The organism is Prosthecobacter sp. (assembly GCF_044232965.1).
In the GTDB taxonomy this organism is placed as follows: Bacteria; Verrucomicrobiota; Verrucomicrobiia; order Verrucomicrobiales; family Verrucomicrobiaceae; genus Prosthecobacter.
In genome coordinates, this window is record NZ_JBIIKX010000030.1 from 45,153 (window position 1) to 69,203 (window position 24,051).

Sequence of the window (24,051 nt, forward strand, 5' to 3'; positions counted from 1 at the left end):
GGAAACGCGTATTCCTCGACCCGCATGAGTGCCGACGCCCCGCCAAATGTCTGCCCCGTCTGCTCCAGCAGGCTGGAGCAGGATGGCATTTGCCTGGTGTGTTTGTTGCAGGAAGGTCTGGAGGCGGATCATGTCACTGGTCAGCCTGGTTCGACGCCCACCCCGCCCGCAAGGCATCTGACCCTGCCGTGCGATTTTGCCGGCTACCGGCTGGTGCGTGAGATTGCCAGTGGCGGCATGGGGGTCGTGTATGAGGCGGAAGATTCCAATCTGCGACGCGTGGTGGCGATGAAGGTGATCCGCAATGCCCACTTTGCCACGCGGGACGAGGCGGCCCGTTTCCGGGCGGAAACGCAGGCGGTGGCGCAGCTCGACCACCCGGACATCATCCCGATTTATGAAAGCGGTGAGCATGACGGCATGCCCTACTACACCATGCGCCTTGCCGAGGGAGGCTCGCTGGCGGACCGCCTCAAAAAGCGCGGGGTGATGCCGGATCGTGAAGCGGCGACTTTCCTGAGCCGCATCGCCCGGGCCGTGCAGCATGCGCACGACCACGGCGTGCTGCATCGTGATCTTAAACCAGCGAACATCCTGCTGGACATGGCGGGGAAGCCAATGCTGTCGGACTTTGGCCTGGCGAAGTTGCTGGACGCCGAATTTCAACTGACCCGCAGCAACGCCTACGTGGGCACGCCGCACTTCATGAGCCCGGAGCAGGCGGCGGGGAGATCCAAAGAAGTCACCACCGCCAGCGATGTGTGGGCGCTGGGGGTGATGCTCTACCAGATGCTGACGGACAAACTGCCGTTTCAGGGCGGCAGCGCCGTGGAGGTGATTCGCCGGATCACTCAGGAGGAGCCGGAGATCAGTTCGTCCGGGAAATTGACCGCCCGTTCGGGAGGGAAATCGGATGGTGGCAAGCCGGCCAGTGTGTCAGCAAGTTCGCTTCAGCGCGTGCAGCCCGATCTAGCCACTTTGATCCTGCGCTGCTTGGAAAAACAACCCGCCCGGCGGCTTGCCAACGCCGGATTTCTGGCGGACGAACTGGACCGTTTTTTGCAGGGCAAACCGATTCAATCCAGATCGGTGGGATCATTCGAGAGCATGTGGAAGCTGGCGATGCGGAACAAGGCGGCTACTTTGGGTATTCTGGCCACCTCTGCCGCGCTGATCGGGGGTGCCTGCATCTCACTTTGGCAGGCTGTGAAGGCTCATCGGGCGGAACAAGTGGCTCTCCAACAAAAGGCTGACTCGGATGAGATCGCCGCCATCGCGCTGGCGGCTGCACGCTACAGTGATGAGCGTTTGGTTGGCAAACAGATGGATTCAGATCAGATGCGGAATGATCTGTTGCAGAGGGTAAAAGCGTTCAAGGGAGACCCTGAGAGGAAAGCGGAACTGCTCATGGAGCTGTCCGACATGCTGAGAAAACCGGCAGACATCCAGGTCTTCCGGCAGGTTTTGGCGGAGTTGGAGCCCGGTCTGCAGGCGGATGATCCGCTGCTGTGGAATCTGCGCTATCGTGTGGCGCTCAAGACGATGCATGCTTCGGAAGCCACGGGAGCTGAGTCCCGCACGGCGCGCGACGAACTGCGCCGCATTTTGGCCTGGCAGACCACCCATTTGGACGCAGATGACACTCAGATTTACAACACGAAGTATGCGTTGGCGGTCGAGTTGCAGGGTGAGGTGGGGACACGCTCCGCCCTGCAGGAGGCCGAGGAGCTGCTGCGGTCTTGTGTGGCGCATTACGAGCGTCGGAAAAACGACTCCGATCTCACCATCTGCCGCATTGAATGGATGACGGCCATCTTTGACCAGGGCAGGCACGAGGAGGCTCTGAAGCTGGGACGTGAGAACTGCGAGTATGCGTCAAAGAAGCTCGGTGATCGTCATGTGGACACCGGTCGTGCCTACGGACGCCTGGCCAAGCATTGCCGCGAGGCCGAGTTGATCGAGGAGTCGATCACCCACAGCCGCCATGCCTTGGATATATACTGGCACACTGTCGGCCCGGGTTATGTGAAGGCGGATTCCACTTTGGACGCGTTGGTCGGGATGCTAAGAAAAAAAGGCGATCTCGAAGCCGTGCTGGAGCTCCGCCGTGCCTCCTTGAGCGTTTATGACCAGCAAATGGGCACGATGTCCCCGGACACCCAGTGGGAGGCTGGCAAGGTCGTCGATGCGCTGCGGGACCTGCACCGCCTGGAGGAGGCACATGCCCTGGCGGAACTGTGGCAGGACCGCGTGCGCGTGGATGACCGTCTGCCAGCCGGTGCCGCATCACTGCTGGTCTATGATTTTCTAAACCTACAGGACCTAACCAAGCAGGAACAGGCTGAAAAGCTGCTGCGGCAACTGCCTGAAATCCTCCAGGCACAGGACTGGAGCGAATCTGCCTATTACCTGCTCAGGCGCTGGCAAGCTGTCGCAGAGAGGTTGTTCAAGGCGGGGCGGCCTGCGGAATGCATCAGCATCGTCAAACACGTCCTCCAGGTCATGGACAAAAGCGAGATCAGCGGACGCAAGGCCAACGGCTTGCGGCCTGGGCTTGTAAAGCTGCTCGATGAGGCCGAGGAAGCGCAAAAAGTGGCTGTAGCCGCTGAAAAAGAGGCTTGAGCCGGAAAAACGCGGTCCCTCAAAATATTTTTCAGCCATGAGGTAACACGCGGAACAGGAAGTTGTGGATGCCGGATGCACGAACCCGTGCATACCCATGAAAACACAACATCCCATACTCCGAAAAGTGCCGCATGCGGCACTCGCAGCGATCATGTCGCTGTCTCTCGTCCTAAAACCCGCCTATGCGGCGGATCCGACTGGTATCTTCGTACAAACAGGCAGCAACCTGAACCTCAGCAATCTCACCTATCAGAATTATTCCACCGTGGGTGGTGATGGCAGCGGGGGTGGCGCAGGTCTTGGCGGGGTGTTGTTCATTGACAAAGGGGCCACAGTCACGCTCAACAACGTGAGCTTTCTCTCCAACAACGTTACTGGCGGTAACGGCGGAGTTGGTTCGAAGGGCGGAACGCTGAACAACCTGAGCATATTCTCCACGGGCCCCGGTACCATTGTCGCCAATGGGGCCAACGGCTACACGCCGACTCAGACCACTTATACAGACATCGGCGGCACAACCGGCACCAAGGGCTACAACGGCCTCAACAACCTCAGTGGCTTTGGCGGCACTGGTGGAAACGGCGGCGCTGGCGGCGCTGGCGGTGACCGCAACATCTCGGGCATCCTCGCTGTCACGATGGCCTCATTGGATGTGGTGGCTGCGGGCATCGAGCTTGCCTCGGCTGCTGGCAATCCGTTCACGATCAATGTCGCGATTGGCCTAGCGCCTGGGGTCATCAACGCCGGCATCGGTCTCGGCGATGCGGTTGCAGCCCTGGCCTATTTCGACCAGTCGCTGGCTGACGGTCAGATTGGCTTAGGCGGAGGAGCTGGCAAAGGCGGCAATGGCGGCAACAGCGGCTTTGGTTTCGGCGGCGCAGCCGGCGGCAACGGCGGCAACGGCGGCATTGGCGGGGCCAACTGGAGCGGTTCTGCCTACAAGGGTGGTGCCGCAGGAGGTGATGCTGGAGATGGTGGCAATGGCGGCATCGGTGGTTTTGGTGCCGGTGGCGGCCAAGGCGGCAACGGGGGTCTTGGTGGTGGTGGAGCCGGCTGGGCAGCCAGCGCAGGCTCGCCCGCCGTCCCGGCGGTTACCGAGACCAAGCACATCCCGGCCGATTACACCAGATTTTACACCAAAATTGACGGCACAACGGTGGAGCTCGAGCAACGTCTTGACAGTAAAACGCCCGGAACTGCCACCTACACTACTACTGACATCGATCCCATGACCGGTCTGCCTGTAACAACTACGCGCACCGCACCTTGGGAGTACAAGGGGACCGATGCACGAGACGTCACTTACATCACGACTCCCGCTAAGCCGGCGATTATAGCCGGGCAGGCCGGTTCCCGCCCAGACGGTTTGGACGGTGCGGCTGGCGGTGGTGGCACTGGCGGATTTGGCGCAGGTGCGGGAGCCAGCGGTGCTGCCCCCGGAGTGCTCGTGGTTGGCGGCAATGGCGGCAGCGGTTATGGCGGTGCCATCTTTGTGCGTGAAGGGGCTACTCTCACGATCACCGGCAATGCCGTGTTCGATGGCAACGGTGCGCGTGGCGGTAAGGGTCAGGCTGGAGACGAAATCACAACCATTGCCGGAGCACCCGGTGGTGCGGCTGGTTCCGATTTGTTCATGATGACCGGCTCCACGGTGATCCTTGATCCCGGCACAGGGAAGGTGATCACCTTTAACGGCGATGCTTCCGGCACTTCCATTGCAGATGACAGCGCTCCTTCGGGCACGGCATCGAACATTCGTTCCGGCCAGGGCGCGGACATCACCATCAAAAGCGGTTTGGTGCAGTTCAACGGCACCAACACGTACACCGGCCAGACCATCATCGAAGGCGGCACCCTTCAGGCTCAGGACGGCGACGGCATCTACTTTGACAGCAACATCGAGTTCAAAGGCACCCAGACTTCGGACGCGGTCTTGATGGGCAACGGTGATTTCACCCGCTTCCTCGGCATTCAAAGCAACCGCCTGCAATGGACAGGTAGCGGTGGCTTTGCTGCCAATGGGGGTGAACTCAACGTTCGCCTGAGTAACGGCCAAACCCTGAACTGGGGCAGCACCGTCGGCTTTGTTAAAGACGGTGACGCGCTGATTTTTGGCTCCAAAACGGCTAATGATAAGGTCAATTTTACGAACAACATCAACCTAGGCGGCACGAACCGCACCATTCTCGTCACTGCGAATGATGCGGATGTGGAAGCCGGGATCGATGCCAATGTTGATAAAGTCGTGTTCTCGGGTGTTCTGTCCGGCTCCGGTGGCCTGAACATCGGTGACGCTACGCATACCGGCATCGTGGTGCTGGCAGGAAACAACACCTTTACCGGCCCGATCAATGTGGTGGCCGGTTCTCTGGAAACCTCTGGAAATAACCGAATCGCCGACACCGCGACACTCAACCTGGCCAGCGGAACCAGTTTGACCCTCGGCGGCAATGAAACCATAAGCGCCCTCTCCGGCGGTGGTAATGTCGTTATTCTGGACACCAATGTTCTCACCACCGTTGTCTCCGCTGATTCAGTCTTTTCCGGCATCATCTCCGGATCGGGCAGTTTGACCAAGGAAGGGGCGGCCAAGCTGACACTCTCCGGTGCCAATACCTATACGGGTGCCACCCTGGTGAACGCCGGCACGTTGGCAACTTCCGGCAATGAGCGTCTCTCCGACGCCACCAACGTCACGGTGCAGTCCGGTGCCTCGTTCCGCCTCGGCGGCACGGAAGCGATCGGCACCATCACTGGCGCGGGTTCATTTGACCTCCAGGGCAACGCCCTCACCACCAATGCCGACACCGACACCACCGTTTCGGGCGTCATCTCCGGCAGCGGCGGCAGCCTCATCAAAAACGGCACGGGTAAGCTCACCCTCACTGGCGCGAACACCTACTCGGGTGCCTCCACCATCAATGACGGCACCATTGCCCTCTCGGCATTCGGTTCCTTGTCAGACAGCACCGCCCTGAGCATCACCGCCGCCACTGGCGGGTTCGACATCTCGGCCAAAACCGGTGCCAGCGAGAAGATCGCCTCGATTGCCACCGCAGCGGGTTCTTCGGTCGTTCTTGGCGCGAAAAACCTCACCGCAGGCGATGCCAATGACACCACGGTAGCTGGCACCGTCAGCGGCACGGGTGGTTCCTTCACCAAAACCGGCAGCGGCAATACCACCTTCACGGCGGCGAACACCTACACCGGTGCCACCACCATCGAGGACGGCACGTTCGCTCTTTCGGCGGGTGGATCACTCTCCGACCTCACCGCAGTGAGCGTCACCAGTGCTACCGGCACCTTCGACATCTCGGCCATCAATGCCAGCAGTGAAACCATCGCCTCCATCGCGGGTGTGGCGGGTTCGAACATCGTTCTGGGCGCGAAAAACCTCACCGCAGGCGACAGCACTGACACCGAGGTGGCAGGCGTCATCAGTGGCACGAATGGATCGCTGACCAAAACGGGCGCAGGCAAGCTCACGCTCTCCGGTGCCAACACCTACACCGGCGACACCAGCGTGAGCGTAGGCACTATCGAGACCTCCGGCAACGAGCGCATCGACAACGCCTCCGACATCATCGTGGCCTCTGGCGCGATCTTCCGCCTCGGCGGCACCGAATCCGTCAGCACCATCGCGGGCGCTGGAGCCATCGAACTTCAGGCCAACACCCTCGTTACCAATACCAATGTGGACACCACCTTCTCCGGCGTCATAAGCGGCACGGATGCCTCCGTCCTGACCAAAACCGGCACGGGTAAACTCACGCTCTCCGGCGCGAACACCTCCACCGGCACCGCCAATTTCAACGCAGGCAGCGCCGATCTCACGGGCAGTCTGGCCAGCAAAACTATCAATGTCGCCTCCGGCGTCGTGCTCGATAGCAAGGCTGGCGGCCTCTCCTTGGCTGCCGATCCGAATTTGGGACCCGATGTGAGCAACAACGGCACCATCAACTTGGGAAACACCGACGACACCGTGAAGTCTTACACCAGCACCGGTACCCTCAATGGTCCAGGCAAGCTCACCGCGCTAAACTACAACCTCAACGGTGGTTCGGTCATCAACGCCAACTTGGGCACTGGTACCATCACAACCAATGGTGCGGTCGATCTTTTGGGAACCAGCGGGGCCTCAACCGTGAACGTTAACACGGGCAGCACGCTCAATTTGCTGGCCCCCGAGCTGATCCTGGACAGCGCGTCCGTCACGGTCAACGGCACCCTCAATCTCAATGGCGGGAACGAGACATTCCAAACCCTAATGGGCTCCGGCACGGTGAACACCAACGCCAACAAGCTCGTCGTCGCGGACGGCAGCGCCTTCACCGGCACTCTCAACGCCCCGAACACCGACCTCAGTGGCGGCAGTCTGGCTGTCGGCGGCGGCACCACCACCACGGACTCAACCACGGTGGAGAACAACCTCATCGTCGCCGGTGGCGGCACGCTGGACAGCAATACCATCACCGTGAACAGCACCGGCACGCTGAACATCGTCAACGGGAACATCGTCTATGACACGCTCAACGGCCTCGGTCCTGTCGGTGGCACCGTGAATACCGGCGGCGGCACCTTCACCAACCCCATTGGCTCCACGGTCAAAGGATTCCTCACCTTCACTGGGGATTTCACCAACAACGGCGACTTGTCTCCCGGGGCCTCCCCTGGGATCACTGCGGTGGGCGGAAATTTCGTCAATGCAGGCACTCTCAACAGTGAAATCGGCGGGCTGGGCGCGGCTGGTGCCAACCCTGGCGGTTTTGACCAGACCCAGGTCGGAGGCACCGCCACGGTGGGCGGCACCTTGAATGTCCAGGGCTTCGGCGGCTTCCTGCCGGCCCAGGGCAACACCTTCCAGATCATCTCCAACGCCGCTGGCGGACCCATTCGCGTCATCAGCACCTTCGCCGCCGCCACGTTTGATGCCGATGGCGTCGCCGGAGCCGGTCTTCCGGTGACCAATGCGGCCTACGTCTTTGATGTGAACACGGGGGCCATCACCACCACAGGACTCAACAACTCGAACAGCAGCTTTGCGGACCTTGGTTCCAACACGAATCAGCGCGGCGCGGCCACGGCCATCTTCAACTCGGCTTTCGTGGGGCAGAATCAGATCGATTCCAGCACCATCGCCGGTCAGCTTGCCCTGCAAATCACCGATGCCACCGGGAGCTCTGCGGCTGATCTGGCCCGCTATGTGCCAGATTATTATGGCTCCATCTCCGACTACGCCTTCCTGGGAGACCAGGTGCTCGCACGCGGCATCCAGGATCTCGTTTCCATGATGAACTATGAGCAGGCCGGCCGGGCGGGCGAGGATTCCGCCGCCCAGACACCCGAGCACATGTCCGTCTATTTCGGTTACATGAACAGCAGCATCGGCACGGTTGACAATGCCCAGGTCAGTCGCAACGATTACTATGCCGGAGTCAACCTCATCGCCACCGAGCAGTTCGTCGTCGGCATCGCCGGCAGCCTGAGCGATGGCAGCATCAGCGCCCCGCTCGGCAGGGCGGAGGTCGAAGGATTCGGCGCCATGCTCTATGCGCGTGCCAACCTCTTTGAGGACTGGACCTTCTTCGGCTCGGTCGGCTACTCCAGCCAGGACTTCGACCTTACCCGCGCCACGGTCAATGGCACCGCCACCGGCAGCACGGACGCGGCCACCTGGACCGGCGTCATCGGTGTGCAGCACAAAGGCTGGCATTGGGGTGAGGTGTCCATCGCACCGCGTGCCTCGCTTGCCTATTCGAAGACGGATATCGGCGGCTTCAGCGAAAGCGGCCCCATCGACGCGCTCAGGCTCGGCGGCTGGTCCGCCACGCGGCTGGTCGCGGAGGCCGGGCTTTCGGCGCTGTGGAGCACGGAGCTGGCAGGTCGTCCCTTCGGCCTGGAGGCCTCGCTCGCCATCCAGCAGTCGCTGCAAAACAGCAAGGACCGCATGCAGGCGACCATCATCAGCGTGCCCACCGCCAGCTACCCGGTCTCCTTTGCCGAGAGCGCGGACACCCAGGCGGTCGTTCGCGTCAATGCCAGTTACGCCATCGCCAAGTCAGTCAGCGTCTATGCTGGTTACGAGGGCAATTACGGCAGCCAGACGGCGCACCACGCCAAGGCAGGCTTCCACATCAACTTCTAAGCGGTCTCGAACTCTCCCTGGCGTCACGTTCCGGCACACCGCCAACCGCCGGACCGTACCTCAGGGAGCATTTCGAATCTCTTGGCCATAAATAGCAGGCGCGATCTTTTCATGGGGGTCGCGCCTGCTCCGTGCCTGGATGAACATGTGCGTTGTTCACTTTTCTGCGTGATGGATGCCTGAACGATCAAGCTCAGCGCCGCTAAATGTTTTAGGCGGCAAGAGAATCATACACCATCTTCTCCTCGTGCTGCCTCGACACCCCGCCAAATCTCCTGTGGCATGTCATGCCGCCAAACGCCACGGAGAACGGAGGCAAATGCTGGACTGCGCCGTGCCTCTGCCTCAACGCGCCCAATAAATCGCTCGCCGTGCCAAGCCAACAAACTCTCAATCGGGCCGGCTGCTAACCAAGACCGCTGCTCGTTCGACAAATCATGCTGCATGAGATGAAGAATGGCCGACCAAACTGATTCGGCGTCATCGTCTGGCGGAACGACGCTGTCAATCATCGTAATGTCCTCGCGAGACAAGAACCTCGATGCAAGCCGATCAGCGGTTGGTGGGAGCATGGGCATGGCTGCCGCCTAACATTGAAGATCATTCACAGATCGTGAGGCTTGTCAGCAGCTTTATATCTGATGGAATTGCGGAAATCAGTACGGGCTGGAGCATCCATGGCTGTCGTTTTATAATCCCATGTTGGAGTGCGGCAACAAAAACGTCGGTTTGCGCCCACATACGAGCAAAAATTCACGGTGTGAATAGTACGTTACCGCAGCGGAGGAAGCAATGTCACTTTCCCAACAGCTTCCTCACCGTCTCCGCGATCTTCTTCGCGCCGTCGGGTTCGAAGCCGGTTTTCACATAGGCGACTTTGCCGTCGGGGCCGATGATGACGGTGTGGGGGATGCCTTCGACGCCGAAGGACTGGCCGACGCGCTGGTTGGCATCGAGGGCGACTTCGAGTTTCCAGCCACGGGTGTCGAGGAAGCTTTTCACGGCGTCTTTGGCCTCGGCTTGATTGACGCCGATGAAGCGGACCTTCTTTGAGTCGAAGACGGCCATTTCGTCGATCAATCCGGGCAGGGATTTGACGCAGGGGCCGCACCAGGTGGCCCAGAAGTCGAGGACGATGACCTTGCCCTTCTCCTGCGCGAGATCGAAGTCGCCACCGCCGAGCAGGGGCAGTTTGAAGGGCTTGGCGTCTTGTTTGAGCAGCGGGGAGCTTTGTCCGCCGCTCTCCGGAAGCACGGGCTCGGGGGCGAATTTGAGTTTCCAGTCACGCAGGGCCAGCATGGCGGCGCTGTCCGGCGGTGTGGTGCTGCGGATGATGTGGACCTGCTTCAACGGCACACGGCAGGCACCGAGCAACGCGTTTTGACCGACAACAATGTCCGCATCGAAGCGCTCCACCTTCAAGCCGAGACGACCGCCGTTGTTCAATAGCAGCCAGTGGGTGATGACGGGCGGGGTTCTTTCACGGGCCTCGAAGGCGGCGCTGACATCGTCCACCGGCTTGATGAGCCACACGGCGGCCTTCACGCGATCACGCGGCACCTGGATCGTCTCCAAACCGGAACGAATGGCGAAATGCTGAGCAGTGGCGGCCTCGATGACGCCGCGCAGGAGGTCGCCGTTCGCAGCGAGCAGCGCGTGGCGCGGCGGGTCTTCCTTGCGGAAGCGCGGCACGGTCAGCGCATGCTCCTTGGAGCGCAGATTGACTGTGGGAACGGCCACACGGCCCGGCGCGATGCGGGCGATGAACGCTTGGATCTTCACCTCGCGCTCGCCATTGCCCCACAGGCTGAAGGGCTCGATGAGGATGCCGCTGCCGGAACGCATTTGCGGAGTGAGCACAATCTTGCGCCCTGACACACCGTTGATGAAAATCTCGATTTCGTTCTCGGCCACGACGATGCGGACGGACGCGGGGCCGTCGCTGGGCATGCGGAACTGGCGGTCCATCTGGTCGCCGCTGGCTTCGAGACCGAAGCACACCTCGCTGCCCATGTGGCCGAAGAGCAGGTTCGTGCTGGGCGCGGCGGGGCTCACGCCATCGGTGAACAGGCGCACGCGCAGGGCGTTGAAGCCGCTGCTGAGCAGCTTGAAGCTGACCTCATTGACCTGCATGAAGGAAGGGTGCCCCCAGGTGCCGCCGGCCTGGAAGTCGAGCCCCGCTTTGCCCTGGCGTTTCACCTTGTCCGCCGTGCCACGCGTGCGCTGCCAGCCGGGGTCTTCAAAACCTTCAAGTTTGATGTTCTCACCGCCGAACTGGATGGCCTGCAATTTCTCCGCCGGCAGTTGTTTCAAGGCGACCACCTCGGAGTCGAGATCGACCTGCTTCGCGTCAATGGCCCGCAATGCGCCGGGCAGGACATCGCCGGTGCTCAGGTAGAACAAGGCCTCGCTGCGCAGGCCCTCGGGGTCGGCGGGGGGAGTTCGGATGATCTCCAACTCGCCTGTGCTGACCATCGGGACCGAGTGCAGACCGCCGATCGGCTTCCAGCGTGGCTGGGACTCGCCCCCTGCATCGAGCGTGCCGTGGAGCACCTTTTTGTTGAGGGTCAGTTTGCCATAGGTTGCCAGATTGACCGCAGGCTTGTCCTCAGCGTAGCCCTTGAATTCCAGATGGTGCATGCGCGTGATCTTGAAGGCCACGGGTGCCTCCGACCAGGCCGTTTTCAGCGTGGCGGTCTCATTGCGCATGTGCTGCAACTCGCCCTGCGCCCACTCGCCATCGGTGAACCACAGCTCCACGTTTGGTGCCGCGATCTGAACGAAGGGCGAGGGCGTGCCTCCCGTCTCCACGCTCAGCACCTGCTCCCAGGGCAGCGTGGTTTCCTTGCCGCCGCCCTCTTTCACGGTCAAAGCGGTCGCGCTGGCCCGCACGGGCGCTGCTTGCAAAGAACGACCGTTCGTCAGCTCGATGCGCGGGCGCTTGGCGGCGACTTCTGCTGGCAGGGTGCCGTTCCAGGCACGCAGGCTCAGTGTTTCGAGCGTGAGATCGGGGCCTTTGTTCAGCAGGGTAAAACCTGCGGGAGATACGGGTTCGTTTGAGGCACGGAGCATCTGGGCCCGTGCCTCCACGGCGGCGTCCACGCGTGCCTGGGCGGCGTTTTGCACCACACCGAGCAAGGCGCCAAACAAACCGCCGCCTTTGCCCGCTGGTTTTTTTTCCGCCGGTTTCGGTTCGGCAGCTTTTTCTTTCTCCACAGACGGCTGGTTCGTTTCCGCGATTTTTTTCCCGTTCGCTCCGTAAATCGCGCGCTGGCCGGTTTTGCGATTCCAAAACAAGGTCAGCGTGATGCGGCGGTCGGCCTCGGCCAGCCTCTGCACGCTCTGGAACACGCGCCCTTGCAGCACCACGTCGTCCGCCCACGTCTCCACGACCAGGCTCTCCTTGTCCTTGGACATGAGCTCCACCTTGAACTCGGGCCGCACCGAGGAGCTGAGTGTGAACTGCATTTCCACGAGTTCCGGAACCTCCAGCGGCAGGCTGGCGCTGCGATTCCAGCCGACCTGCTTCAAAGCCGCGCCGGGCACGATGCGCCAGAGCTTCACCTTGTTGTCCTGGCCGATTTGACCGCCTTCCATCCACCCGCTCGTGCTCGTCGGCGCGGCAAACAGCAGCCCGTCCGCCTTCAACCGCTGCACGCCCAGCACCGCCTCACGCGCGATGTTCAGCGTGCCGAATCGCGCGGACTTCACCTCCAGCGTTTTTGCGTTCAGGCCGGTGATCGTGCCATACAGGCGGCTGCCGTCAGCGAGGCGGAGGCTGAAGGGTTCCTCGGTCTTTTCGGCGTCCTTGTGCCGGATGACCTTTTTCAGCACATCCAGTTTTACTCGCAACGGCTCGGTGAACATCTGTGCGTTGCGCCACGCTATCCGATCCTTCTCGGCGGCGAGGAAATCCCCGCCGATCATTTCCCCGTTGCGCCAGTGCAGTTCGGCGGCGTGCCCGAGGGCGCAGGAGAGCGCGAAGGCGATGAGCGTGCGCTTAGCGTTCATAGATGGGCAGGAAGCGATAGTTTAGTCCCAGCGCCAGCAGCGCCATGCCGGTTTCGTACGGGCCGTTATTGAAGCTGCCGTCGGCGGCCTGCGTCTCGCTGAGCACACGGGCGGTGGCGGCGTTCCACTTCTGCCAGGAGGCATAGTCGCCTTGGAAAAGCGCCTGCGCCATGTAGTAGCGGAAGTACTCCTTGTAGTTGCCCTCGCTGTGCTCCAGGCGCTCGGTGATGTGCTTCAGCGTGGCTTTGAACTCTTCGGTCTCCTTGTTTTTCGACACAGCGGCCACCAGCGTGGCGATGGCGCTGCGGTTCATCGACTCTCCGAAACCGCCAAAGCCGCCGCTGTAGGTCACACTGCCATCCTTGCCGGTGCTGCGTCGCATGTACTCCAGCGCGGTGTTGATGACCTCGTCGGAGACCTCCATGCCCGCGTTCCGCGCCGCGAGCAGCCCCATCAAAACCGCGCCCGTGACCGAGGTGTCCGCGTCCGTGGAGTTCGGCATGTACCGCCAGCCGCCCCAGCGGTTGTTTTTCTGCGAGGTACCCGCGCAGCGGATGGCGAGGTCCAGCGCCTGCGCGATGCCGCGCACCGGCTTCTCACCCTCCCACAGCAGCGCCTCGTCCACCGCGCCATAAGCCTCGGACAAGGCCAGCATGGCAAAGCCGTGGTGATACATGCTGTTCGGCAGATAACCCGTGGTCGCGTCCTGGCTGCGGATGATCGCCCGCAGCGCCCGGCGGATGTTCGGTGCGTAACGTCCGAAGTTCGGCTCCTCGCCGCCGGCTAAAAACGCCATGAGGCAGATGCCATCCACACCGGAACCGCCATGACCGCCCTGCCAGTTGCCCTGCTCGCTTTGTTTCGACGCCAGCCAGGCCAGACCGCGCTCATACACCGTCTCCACCTCCTGCGGCACCGCGCCGCCAAAACGCAACGCAGGATCTTGGGCTGCGGCAGGAAAAGCCGTGCAAAGCAGCGTCAAGCAGGCAGCTCTGAAGAGTCGTTTCATTGATCCAGCATGATCCCTCCATTAAAAAAAATCTGATTCCCATTCCCGCCCTGTTTGAGCCGGTTTTTGTGATTGTTTTCGATGCCCTCCCAGTACTGCATGGCGTCCGGCAGGTCGCGGTCCTTGCACAGCTTCCATTGCGGCTGTGTCAGGATTTCCTGCATCTCTTTCTCCGGCACACCGGCCACCGGCACCAGCGCGTAGTAGTATTGTAGGAACCAGCTTGTGGACATGTAGCGTTCCAGATCCGGCTGGTACTCCACCAGCACTTTTTTCACATGCGGTTCCAGTTTGGCGCACTGCTCGGCCGAGAGGCGGCGGCGGCGGTCCAGCTCCGCCACGGTCATCGCTGCCATGGCCCGCAGACGGAAATCCTGCCGGGCCTGTGCGGCGGTTTCGAGCTGCTTGAGTTGTGCCGGCGTGAGCGCGGCCTTCAGGGCTGTCTGCCAGACCTCTGTGGACTGCGGACCGCTGTCGCCATTGTTCCGGTTGAAGCTCACACGTTCGGTGCCTGTGAGCAGTTGCAGGAGGTTCTTCGGCGTGGCGCTCTGCACCGTCTGTCGCACATAGCGCTCCGTGTTCTGCCTCCAGTAGCCCAGGCTTTGCTCCACCGCGCCCTTCGCAGCCGTGGTGAGCCGTGCCACCGTCGCCTCCGGCAGCACGAGCACCCGCTGTGCCTCCTCCACCTGCGGAAGCATGGCATCCAGCGTCTTCTTGCGTTCCGTGAGGAGCATCTTGTACAGGTGCTTCGAAATCGCCTCCTCCATGTCAGGCACTTCGGGCTGCGTGGCGGTCCGATCGTTCGTGTTGCGAGGAGAGGGGCTGCTGTTTGAGGCCGTCAGCTCCTGCCAGCGCTTCCATTGCACGTCGTCGAGGATTTCACGCACCGTCTCCGCCCTCGCCTTGCCCGCGTTTTGAAACAACTGCTGCGGGCTGTGGCTCCAGTACTGCTGGCGGCGCTGTTCCAGCAGCGGCTCCATTAGCGTGAGCATCTGTGGCTCCAGCTTCAGGCGCTGCACGTCGTTCAGCATCAGCGCCCGGTCCATCTCCGCCAGACAGGCGCGTGAGAGCGCGACGAGGGAGCGCTGCTCACGCTGCTCTTTCTCTGTCGTCATGCGTGTGCGCTCCACGTCCGAGAGCACTTGTGTCAAGCCATCCTTCCAAATCGGCAGCGCCGGCGCCTGCTGCTCCTCGTTCAGGCCGAAGTAGGTGTTGGCTCTCATCCGCTGACGTTCGGAGGCGGAATAATTCCGCGCCTGTTCCAGCCACTGTTTCCGGCCCAGCTTCAAGGATTCCTCAATCGCCTCATCCGACAGTTTTTTTAGCTTCTCCTGCCGTTCCTTGTCCAGGCTCAGTTCGGTGGCGAGGTTGTCGATCTCCGCCAGCATGCTTTGCTCCATCTGCTGACGCATGTACACCTCGGAAGGCTTCACCAGCTCCGCTAGCTCGGCCTCGCTCTTGACACGTTCCTCGACGCTCACCTTGCGCCATTGCTCAATCACTTCCGCGCTCAGCACCTGCGCTGCGGCCTTCTCCCACCGCTCCTCCCAGGCTGGGCCTCGCGGACGGTCAAAGCGGATGTAAAAATAGCTGCGCTTGAGGATGTTTCGGCGCGCCTCGGCCGGCATCGGCCTCAGCATGCCCGCCGCGCGCTGCCGCTCCGCCTCGGTGATCTGGTCCAGAAGCGCCTCCGCTGTCTTTTTCAAAGCGGCGACCTGCTCCTCATTCAGGGCGAGCTTTGTTTTCATCAGATCAATCTGCGCCTGCAAGTCCTCGTTCATCGGTCCCCGTGATTCGCGCACCCAGCGTTCCAGGTAAGTGTTGATCTCCTCGTCGGTCTGCTTCCGTGCCTGAATGTCCGCAGCACTCCACACTTTGAAACGTTCCTCGCCAAGCGTCTTGCGCAGCGCCGCCAGCCAGCCGGCGTCCTGCTCCGGCGGCGTCCAGCCCTCCACCGGCTCGTTCAGTCCTGCCAGATCGGGTTTCCAGCCGTTGATGTGCCGCGTGGCGGCCGCGTCGGAGGTGCGGTTGAGATAGGTGCGCATCGCCACCACGCCAGGCTGCTTCCAGGCCGTCACGGCAGCTTCCACGGCCTTGCTCGTCGGCTCCTGCATCGCGGTGGTCTCGTCAGCCGTGAGTTTGACCGCCGCATCGACCGCCTTCATCACCTCGGTCATGTGCGTGGTGAGCTGCTTCTGCTTTTCCACCGCGCACCGGTCCACGAAGTCCGCCAAAAACTTCTCCACCTTCGGCGAGAGCGGCTTCGTCAGCTCCGAGCGCGGCAGATACGTCTGCGCCTGCACGGAGACGAGGCCCAGCAGTAAAAGTGTCAGCACCAGCCGCATCATTTCAGCGTGCCTCCTGACTCCAGCTTGTTGAAATAAGTGTCCAGGCCCGTCTTGAACTCTTCCGGCAGCTCGCGCCCGGCCTTGCCGGTCGATTGACCCACAGGCCGCGACTCCGCGCTCGATTCTGCGTCCGATCCATCGCCCAAATCCGCCAGCGCCGCTTCGGAAGCCGAATCGGCGGTGCCACCACCACCAGGGTTCGATCCTCCACCGCCGCCGCCCTTGCCTTGCCGTTTCGCCTGGAGCAGCAGTTCAATCGCTTCCGTCTCCGCCGCGACGGCCACAGCCCCCGTGTCGGCTTTGTCCAGAATGCCTGCCGCTTCCATCATGACGCCCTGCACCGCGTTCAAGAGCTTCAGCTCTCGGCCAAACTTCTCATTTCCCTGCGGCAACTTTAGGATGTCATCAAATGCCCCGCGCACCGTTGCCTGGATGCCGTATTGCTTCGAGGCGAGGTCCGCCGATTTCTTCGTGTGTTCGCCTGTCGCCAGCGCCGCCTTGGCGTTCTCCAGCTCACGCGTCTCATCGCGCAGCTTCATCTCGTCACGAGTGGCCTTCATCACTTGGAGCACGATTTCAGGAGGCAGGCTGTCGCTGCTGCATGAGCTGCACGACTTGCACTCGCTGGCCGCTACCATCTCCTCCGCCCAGCGGTCTAGCGTGTCTGCCCAGAATTCCGCGCCCGCCATGCTGCTGCCGCTCAAGTTGTAGGCCGCCTGGTCGCCCAGATACGCCAGCATCTTCACCACCTGCGTTTCCTTCATCTGGCCGATCACGTTCTTGAAATGCATCTCCGGCTTCCGCGCAAAATACGCCTCAAGATCGCCCTGAATCACGCGCACCACCTCGCTTTGCTTCTTCTCGTGCTCCGCGATGCCTGCCGCGTCCTTCACCGGCTGCTTTTCCAAACCGAAGGCGCTCAGCGTTTTCGTGTTCAAGTCCTTCGCTGCCACGAGTTGATCGCGTGACGCCTTCTTGAGCCGCTTCACAAACGTGCTTGCCTCCAAACTCGCCAGCACGGCCGCCAGCTCGTCCGACACCTTCGCAAACTCGGCCAGCAGCAGCTTCTGCTCATCAATTGCCTCGTCCATCTTCTGCTGCGCCGGTGTTTCCGCCGGTTTCGTCTCTGCCTCGCCGTCTTTCTTCTTCGACGGTGCCGCCGCCATCTGCGTCGTCGGCAGTTTCATCGTGCTCGGCTTCGGCGGCGATGGCTTTGCCTTCGGATCAGCCGGTTCCTGCTCCGGTTTGCTCATCGAGCCTTCCTTGTCCGCGATGCTTGGCATGTTCGTCTTCTTCTGCTCTTCCGTCGAAGCCTTCCCGCCCTGCGCTCCCTTCGGCAAGTCGGCTCCGTTCGCGATCTGCGGTGCAGAAGGCTTGCTCGGTGCCTTGCTTTCCCCTTCGCCCTTCGCCTTCTGCCCTTCGCTTGGCGGTTGACCGTTGCTCTTCGCGCCTGCCTTGGCCCCGGAACTCTCCTTCAACAATTCCGCCACGCTCGGCATGCGCTTCTTCGCGATGTCCTGCAGTGACTTGAGCATCGTCGCCCACGATTCGAGTCGATTCGCGTCGAACTCATCATTCCGCGTCGCCTGCTCCACCAAGCTGCGCCCGCTTTGGTTCAGCGCGCCCAGCCGTGTCGCGTTCGCATTCTCCGCGCTTGCTTGCTGCGCGATCTTGCGGCGGTTCTCCGGCCGGTCTAGCTCCGCCGCGCTCATTTCGCGCAGTTCTTTGTTCGTCGCGTGAAGCTGCTGCTCGCGCTCATAGGTCTCTCTCGCCGACTCCAGCCACTTGCCGAACTGCTCTGTCAGCCACAGCGCATGATCCGTCTTGTTCAGCACATGCAGCAGAAAGGCCGCCGAATACGCGCGCTTCCGGTTCGGCAGGTAATCTTCCGCCCAGGCGCGAATTTCGAGTGTCTGCGGCTCCACGCCGTCACGCGAAGCGCTGAACGTTGCCTTCGCCGCCAGCGTCTTCTTCTCCGGCTCGCCTGCGGCGGCGATCTTGTCGCCCTTCGTCTTGTCATCGTTCACGCTGCGCCATTCCAGGCCTGTGCGGCGGATGCCGAAGTCGTCCTCCACATTCACATCAAACGCCACGACCTCCGAATCCAAAACGACCTGCTCCGGCGTCTCACGCCGCGCCGCCAGACGCGGTGCTTCGTCCTCAATCGCGTTGATCCGCAGCACCAGCGGCTCGCGTGGCGTCAAACCATCGCGATCCTGCCACATCACACGTTTTTCCACGTCCGCGTCGATTTTGCGCAGCGGTGTCACGATCTTCACGCCGGAAACCTTCTCCTTCGCGCCATCCACCTCCGCCGAGGCCAGCTCACGCGATGCCGTGGCCTCCAGCGCCGCCTCCGCGCCCTTCAACACGCTCACCGCGCCGCCATGCACTTCCGTCACCGGCTCCGTCTTGTATTGCAGATACTTCGGCAGCCGCGTGCGAATAGACAGCGTCGTAAGTTCCGGCCGCGTGCGCGGCAAAACGCTCACTGTCTTGCGCACATCGCCCAAAGAAAGCTTCAGCTCCGCATCCGCCTTCTGCGGCGGAAACACCAGCGGATACGTGCTCTCCTTCAAACCGCTCAGCACTACCGGCTGATCACCGATCCGCGCTTTCGCCTGCTTCGGCGTCAACTGCGTGTCTTTTCGCAACTGCACCTTCAAATCAAACGCCTCCGCATACGGCACCACGAGCCGGTCAGGCAGCGCCTCGATCCTCGCAAACGTGAAGCGCTCGATGTCTTTCCACGGCATGGCCCAGCGGAGCATCGTGTTCCAGGCCGCCGCTGGCACCGCCAGATTAACGGCCAAAGCAATGACTCCGGCCACACCGACCGCCCAGCCCCACTGCACATGCTTCGCCTCCGGCACCGCGTGCGTAAAATCCTTGTCCTTCACCGCCTCCGCCGCCTGCGCCATCGCCGCCTGCACCAGCCGCTCGCTGCGCGACGCGTCTTCATGCCGCGACAACTCCACGATGCCGAGCAACTGGTCGCCCAGCCGTGGAAACGTCCGCTTCAACAACCGCGCCGCATCCTCCAACTGCCGCTGCCGCCACACCCAGCGATGCCACTTCAGCGGCAGTCCCAGTCCCAACGTCAGAGCACCGGCAATCAGCAATGATGCTCGCAGCCACACCGGCGTCTCCATCACGCGATCCAGCGCGAACACGAGCAAATACGACAGCGCCAGCCCAAACCCCGCCGCCAGCAATCCCTCGATCAGCTTCACCGTCCAAACCCGCTGACGAAAATCAGCCAGCTTCGCTTCCAGAATGGGCGGCAGTTCCGTTTTCATAATTCGAGGATGTTATCGTGATTGAACGGTCATGACGAGCTTTTGATTGGGATCATTAAAACGCTCCCGCCGCCTTTCTTCCCACCCAAAACACACCCAACAGCACCACCAGCAGCCCCGCCCAAGCGGGATGCGCCCACAGTGGCAGGCGGCGTTCTTGATAAGCGGCCTCGGGGATGGCGGCGATGGCATCGACGATGCTTTGAGGCTTTGTGGCGTCTAAAACGGTGCCTTTGGTGAATTGGGCGATCTCTTTGAGCACATCAATGCGGGCCGGCTGACCGCGTTTTTCGCGGCTGGTGCCTTGAATGGAGATTTTCGTCTCCAAACTCGATCCCGCCTCGGCGCAGCTCAGCATGACGCGATGATCGCCAGGTTCGCCTGGCGTGAAGGTGCCGTTGAACAGACCCCAGGCTTCCTCGCCGGCCGGTAGCAGCCGCAAACTCGACACCTTGCCGCTCGGCGCTTCGATTTGTGCGATCACTGCGCCTTCGCGCAGCGGCTCGCCTGTGAGACTCATGACATTCGCATTCAGCGTGAGCACATCGCCGGTGCGCGGACGATCGGGCGAGTAAAACAGGCGCATCTTGTCGCCGCTGCTCATGTTGCGTTGATAGGCCATCCAGCGCACCACCTGGCCCCAGAAGCGGTAGTGATACTTGTCCTCCACGCCTTTGCGCCAGCGCCACGCGCCGTCGGTGCCCATGAAGAGGATTTTGCCCGCGCCGTAGGTCTTCGTGACGATGAGCGGCACACGCCCGAATTGATTCGACTCGCTGCCGTGGATGGCGAGCACCTCGCTGCCCGCTTTGGCTCGAAGCGCCGGCGCATACCACTGGAAGCCTGGAAGCGTGCTCCACACGCGGGCACTGGCTTCGTCAGTGTCTTCGAGCTTCGTCAAAAGGCTGCGTGTGCCTGCCTCGGTGAGCGCGAATTTGCCCGGAGCACTCGACCCCCAGCCGCGAGGCTGCGCGGCATCCCAGATCACCGGCAGCAGATCGGCGAGCGGCGTTTCTTGCAGACTTGATTGGAACCCGTGGAAGCCGGGCATGAAGACGAGGCCGCCTGCTTGGTCGCGCACGAGCTTTTGCAAAGCGGTGCATTGCTCGCCAGTGAGCTGGCCTTTCTGCGTGCCGACATCGCCGAGGAAGATCACGTCGAACTTCGTCAACTCCTCGTCTTTCGGGAATTTGTCGAGGTAACCACGTCCCGCGCCCATTTTGCCGAGGCCGGGATGCAGCAAGAGGCAGTTCACCTCGACACCGGGATCGCGTTCAAGCGCGTTGCGCAGGTAGCGATACTCCCAGCGCGGAAAACTTTCGATCACGAGTACCTTGAGCTGCTCTTTGCGCACGCTCAGCGGCGCTTCCTGCGTGTTGTTTTCGGGATAGCGCTCGTTCGGCGCTTTCGGAATCGTCAGCGTGAGCTTCACCTCACCCGGTTTCTCCGGCTTCCACGCGATGGCATCCTGATAACGACTCATCGCAGGCAGTGTGACCTCTTTCGTGATGATCTCGCCGCTGGTCGATTTCATTTCGAGCACCACGACCTCATCACGCGGCAGCGAGCTGTCGATCACAAATGGAATGCGCAGCGGTTTGCCCGCCACGGCGAAGGTCGGCACGTCAAAGCTGCTCAATTCGACATCCGGCAGTCGCGTCTCCGACCCGACGGGCACCGCAAACACGGGCACCTCGCGCATGCGCAGTCGCGTGGCGGCCTGCGATGGCGGCTGGCCCAGGTTCCAATCGCCATCGCTGATCAAAACGACCGATTTGAGGTTCGGCTGCTTCTCCAGCACGCCGAGCAGTGCCGCGTGAATGTCCGTGCCATCGGTCGTGGCGGGCGAAAACGGCTCGATGACCACATCCATGCGCTCCTTGAGCGTTGCCCAGAGTTTTTCGTCGATCAGCGGCTTCACGAGCTCCTCGCGTGCAATGGCTTCCTGACCTCGAATCACATCCTTCGTGCTCATCGAGCCGGAAACATCCGCCAGCACGGCCAAAACAGGCCGAGTTTGAGGTTTGAAGGTCTCCAGCCACTCCGGCTGCAAAAGCGTGATCGCGATGCCGACCGCGATGATCACCCGCAAAAGCTCCAACCATCCCATCAAAGGCCGCCATCCACTGCGCCGCCACGCCATGAACGCCAGCCCCGCCACCGCCACGATAAACGCCACGCCGATGGCAAAAGCCTCGGGCGTGGGATTGAAGACGAGCTGGCTGGTGGTGGGCTGCATGAGTTGGATCGGCCGAAAGAAACGAAAGAATCAAAAAAAGAAGGAACAGATGGTCTGGGTGATTTTGCGGAAGCGCGTCATGCTTGGGATGTCCTTCATGCCGAGTTTTCGAATTTGGAATTTAGCCCCACCAAAGTTCACGATTGCACCATGTTCGATGCCCGAGGCACGCAGATAGCCCAGCAGTTGGGCCACATGCTCGTCTGCAATCTCTTTGGCCGCTTTGAGTTCCAAAATGAGGACATCATTCACGACCAAGTCGGCGTAGAACTCACCAAGTTCGGTTCCGTCCTCATCATAGACCTTCAGCATTTTTTGTTCTTCGACTTTGAAGCCCATCTTCCGCAGCCGGTTCATCAAAGAGCGCTCATAAATCTTCTCCAAATGCCCAGGGCCGAGGAATCGATGAATTCTGAAACCTGTTTCCCTGACGACATCAGTCAGTTCAAAGACAGGATCCTTCGGAGTGGTGTTCATAGCATCAATGATCGGATTAGTTTTTTATGTTTTTCGTTTCTTTCGGCTAAACACTGCTTGGAGTTGGCTCTCGCTTCGGCGGCATGCACAGCAGCGCCTCGCCGAGCAGCGTGATGGCCATCAGGAACAAGAACGTCCTCCACACCTCGCTCGCGAGGCTGGTTTCGTTTTCGACCTGGTCTTCGATGATGTGATGATCGAGACCGGCGAAAAGCTCGCCGAGGGCGGTTTTGCCGAGGAAGTCGGGTGCGTCTTCGCGTAACGGCCGATTGAGGGCCACGAGTTTGTCGCCGCTTTCGGCGATTCCGGCTCGCAGAGGCAGTTCGGTGCTCAAAACGGCTTCGCCGCGTCTTTTCCAGTCGCCGGAGCCGAGAGCGTTTGGAGCGGCTTCGCGTTGCTGTGCTTTGCCGAGGCCGCGTGCGCCATCGTTGAGCGCGCGATGAAGCATGGCGAACATCACGACGCCATCACGGGCCAAGGTGGACGCGCCGGAGCCGGGAAGCGTGCCGAGGAACCAAGCTTGGTTTTCTCCGGTGGTGTTCGCTCGCATGAGCAGCGGTTGGTTTTCGCCGAGACGAGCGAGCGGCGTGCCTTCGCCGAGGATGTCGCAGCGGCGCTGCACTTCGAGATCGCCGAGCGGCAGCGCGGTGCCGCTGCGCGTGTTCGCTAGCAGGCCCGCGTCGTTGCGCCACCAGCTCACGGTGGCCGGTTTGCTGTCGCCACTCCAAGCCCCCCATTGCAGACCGGCAAAGGCATTCGTATTCGGCGTTTCCGGCGGCAAAAACAGCACGCATCGCGCATTCGCGAGCTGTTTGGCGATGATGTCGCCCTCCTTCGGCAGCGGCGCGTGCCAGAGGATGAGCGCCGTGTCGTCCCACGCGATCTCTGCGGCTCGCGACGGCGGCAGCACGGCGCAGGCGTATTTGCGCGTGGGATCGGCGGCGGCTTCGAGAGCGGCTTGAAGCGGCGTGAAGGTGGCCTCGTCGTCGCTGACGATCACGCTGCGCAGCACGGGCGGTTCGGCGAAGACGAAGTGGAAGACGTTGTCGCTCGGCGCGGCATCGGCGGGCAGTTCGACGCGGCCGTGGCCCTGTTTCATCGTTTTGGTGATGGGGATGGCGTGCGCTTGCAAAACGAGCTGCGAGTCCTTCATCTCGGCTTTGAAGGTCGTGCTGACATCGCCCACGACGAAGCGCAGCGGCAGTTCGAGCGGCTCCTTGGCCGAGTCGGCACGCGTGACGCGCACATCGAGCAGCAACTCGGCTTTCTCGGCGGTTTCGCGTCGTGTGACGCGCTCGACGGCGATGCTCAAATTCTGCGCGGCGGGCTGTGCATAGGTTAAGAGATGAAAGCGCACGCCTTTGAGGCTGGCGAAGCCACTGCGCAGCGCCTGCCAGCGTCCACCGCCGGAATCCCAGTCGCTTTGACGCAGGTCGCTGAGCACCCACACGTCCGTGCGGCCGGTTTGATTCGTGGCGATGTAGTCGAGCGCGCTTTGCAGCAGCGCAGGCACGTCCGCGCTCGTGTCCGTGGGGCCGGTGATCGGCAAATCAGTGAGTGATTCCGGCTTTTCGAGCGCCTGCGGCTGGAGATGCGCGTTTTCGATGAGCACGAGCTTCGAGCGCGTGCCCACGGTGTCGCGCAAGGCCTGCGAGAGCTTTGCGAGGCCCGCGCTGCGCTTGCTGGTGCCGGTGGCGAGGTTTTGCTGCTCCATGCTCGCCGAGCGGTCGAGCAGCACGATCACCGTGTCCGGCACGCCGCCGGTCAGACTCAGCAAACCTCCCGCCATCGGCCGCGTGATGACAAACAGGATCGCCGCCACCGCCAGCACGCGAAACGCGAGGATCAAAATCTGCCGCAGCCGCGACAGCCCCTTGTTCATGCGCTGCGCCATGCGC

At 61.7% G+C, this 24,051-nt stretch carries 10 protein-coding genes; 2 read left to right on the forward strand and 8 right to left on the reverse strand.

Going from position 1 to position 24,051, the window contains the following annotated elements; translation table 11 throughout:
* The first annotated feature begins 24 nt into the window (after positions 1 to 24).
* Entirely contained in the window at positions 25 to 2,622 is a 2,598-nt protein-coding gene (locus ACILSI_RS14070) for a protein kinase domain-containing protein (protein WP_395722523.1), read from the forward strand.
* Between the two features lie 97 nt (positions 2,623 to 2,719).
* Positions 2,720 to 8,770 carry an autotransporter-associated beta strand repeat-containing protein gene (locus ACILSI_RS14075; RefSeq protein ID WP_395722524.1) on the forward strand — a complete coding sequence of 2,017 codons (6,051 nt, stop codon included), beginning with the start codon at positions 2,720 to 2,722 and terminating at the stop codon, positions 8,768 to 8,770.
* Positions 8,771 to 8,997: 227 nt separating this feature from the next.
* Here the strand turns inward: ACILSI_RS14075 and ACILSI_RS14080 are convergent, their stop codons facing one another.
* The 8 genes from ACILSI_RS14080 to ACILSI_RS14115 all read right to left on the reverse strand — a co-directional run.
* The gene (locus tag ACILSI_RS14080; protein WP_395722525.1) at positions 8,998 to 9,348 is read right to left on the reverse strand and encodes a DUF6869 domain-containing protein; all 351 of its coding nucleotides are present in this window, start codon (positions 9,346 to 9,348) and stop codon (positions 8,998 to 9,000) included.
* A 217-nt stretch (positions 9,349 to 9,565) separates the two neighbouring features.
* Positions 9,566 to 12,781 carry a TlpA family protein disulfide reductase gene (locus ACILSI_RS14085; protein WP_395722526.1) on the reverse strand — a complete coding sequence of 1,072 codons (3,216 nt, stop codon included), beginning with the start codon at positions 12,779 to 12,781 and terminating at the stop codon, positions 9,566 to 9,568.
* Positions 12,771 to 13,790 (reverse strand): squalene--hopene cyclase, encoded by a 1,020-nt coding sequence (locus ACILSI_RS14090; RefSeq protein WP_395722527.1) that lies wholly within the window; start codon positions 13,788 to 13,790, stop codon positions 12,771 to 12,773. Before ACILSI_RS14090 ends, ACILSI_RS14085 begins: the two co-directional genes overlap by 11 nt.
* On the reverse strand, positions 13,787 to 16,126 hold the full coding sequence (locus tag ACILSI_RS14095) for a hypothetical protein (protein ID WP_395722528.1): 2,340 nt from the start codon (positions 16,124 to 16,126) through the stop codon (positions 13,787 to 13,789). Before ACILSI_RS14095 ends, ACILSI_RS14090 begins: the two co-directional genes overlap by 4 nt.
* A gap of 8 nt (positions 16,127 to 16,134) precedes the next feature.
* Complete coding sequence (locus ACILSI_RS14100) at positions 16,135 to 19,437, reverse strand: hypothetical protein (RefSeq protein WP_395722529.1); 3,303 nt, start codon at positions 19,435 to 19,437, stop codon at positions 16,135 to 16,137.
* 55 nt (positions 19,438 to 19,492) lie between these two features.
* Positions 19,493 to 21,676 (reverse strand): hypothetical protein, encoded by a 2,184-nt coding sequence (locus tag ACILSI_RS14105; RefSeq protein ID WP_395722530.1) that lies wholly within the window; start codon positions 21,674 to 21,676, stop codon positions 19,493 to 19,495.
* A 30-nt stretch (positions 21,677 to 21,706) separates the two neighbouring features.
* A complete protein-coding gene (locus ACILSI_RS14110; protein WP_395722531.1) occupies positions 21,707 to 22,153 on the reverse strand; it encodes a GxxExxY protein in 447 nt (148 codons plus the stop codon).
* A gap of 46 nt (positions 22,154 to 22,199) precedes the next feature.
* On the reverse strand, positions 22,200 to 24,051 hold a 1,852-nt coding region (locus ACILSI_RS14115), incomplete at its 5' end, for a hypothetical protein (protein ID WP_395722532.1).

Coding starts and splice junctions, on each gene's coding strand:
- ACILSI_RS14070 (WP_395722523.1), top strand. CDS start 25: ATGAGTGCCGACGCCCCGCCAAATGTCTGCCCCGTCTGCTCCAGCAGG.
- ACILSI_RS14075 (WP_395722524.1), top strand. CDS start 2,720: ATGAAAACACAACATCCCATACTCCGAAAAGTGCCGCATGCGGCACTC.
- ACILSI_RS14080 (WP_395722525.1), bottom strand. CDS start 9,348: ATGCCCATGCTCCCACCAACCGCTGATCGGCTTGCATCGAGGTTCTTG.
- ACILSI_RS14085 (WP_395722526.1), bottom strand. CDS start 12,781: ATGAACGCTAAGCGCACGCTCATCGCCTTCGCGCTCTCCTGCGCCCTC.
- ACILSI_RS14090 (WP_395722527.1), bottom strand. CDS start 13,790: ATGAAACGACTCTTCAGAGCTGCCTGCTTGACGCTGCTTTGCACGGCT.
- ACILSI_RS14100 (WP_395722529.1), bottom strand. CDS start 19,437: ATGAAAACGGAACTGCCGCCCATTCTGGAAGCGAAGCTGGCTGATTTT.
- ACILSI_RS14105 (WP_395722530.1), bottom strand. CDS start 21,676: ATGCAGCCCACCACCAGCCAGCTCGTCTTCAATCCCACGCCCGAGGCT.
- ACILSI_RS14110 (WP_395722531.1), bottom strand. CDS start 22,153: ATGAACACCACTCCGAAGGATCCTGTCTTTGAACTGACTGATGTCGTC.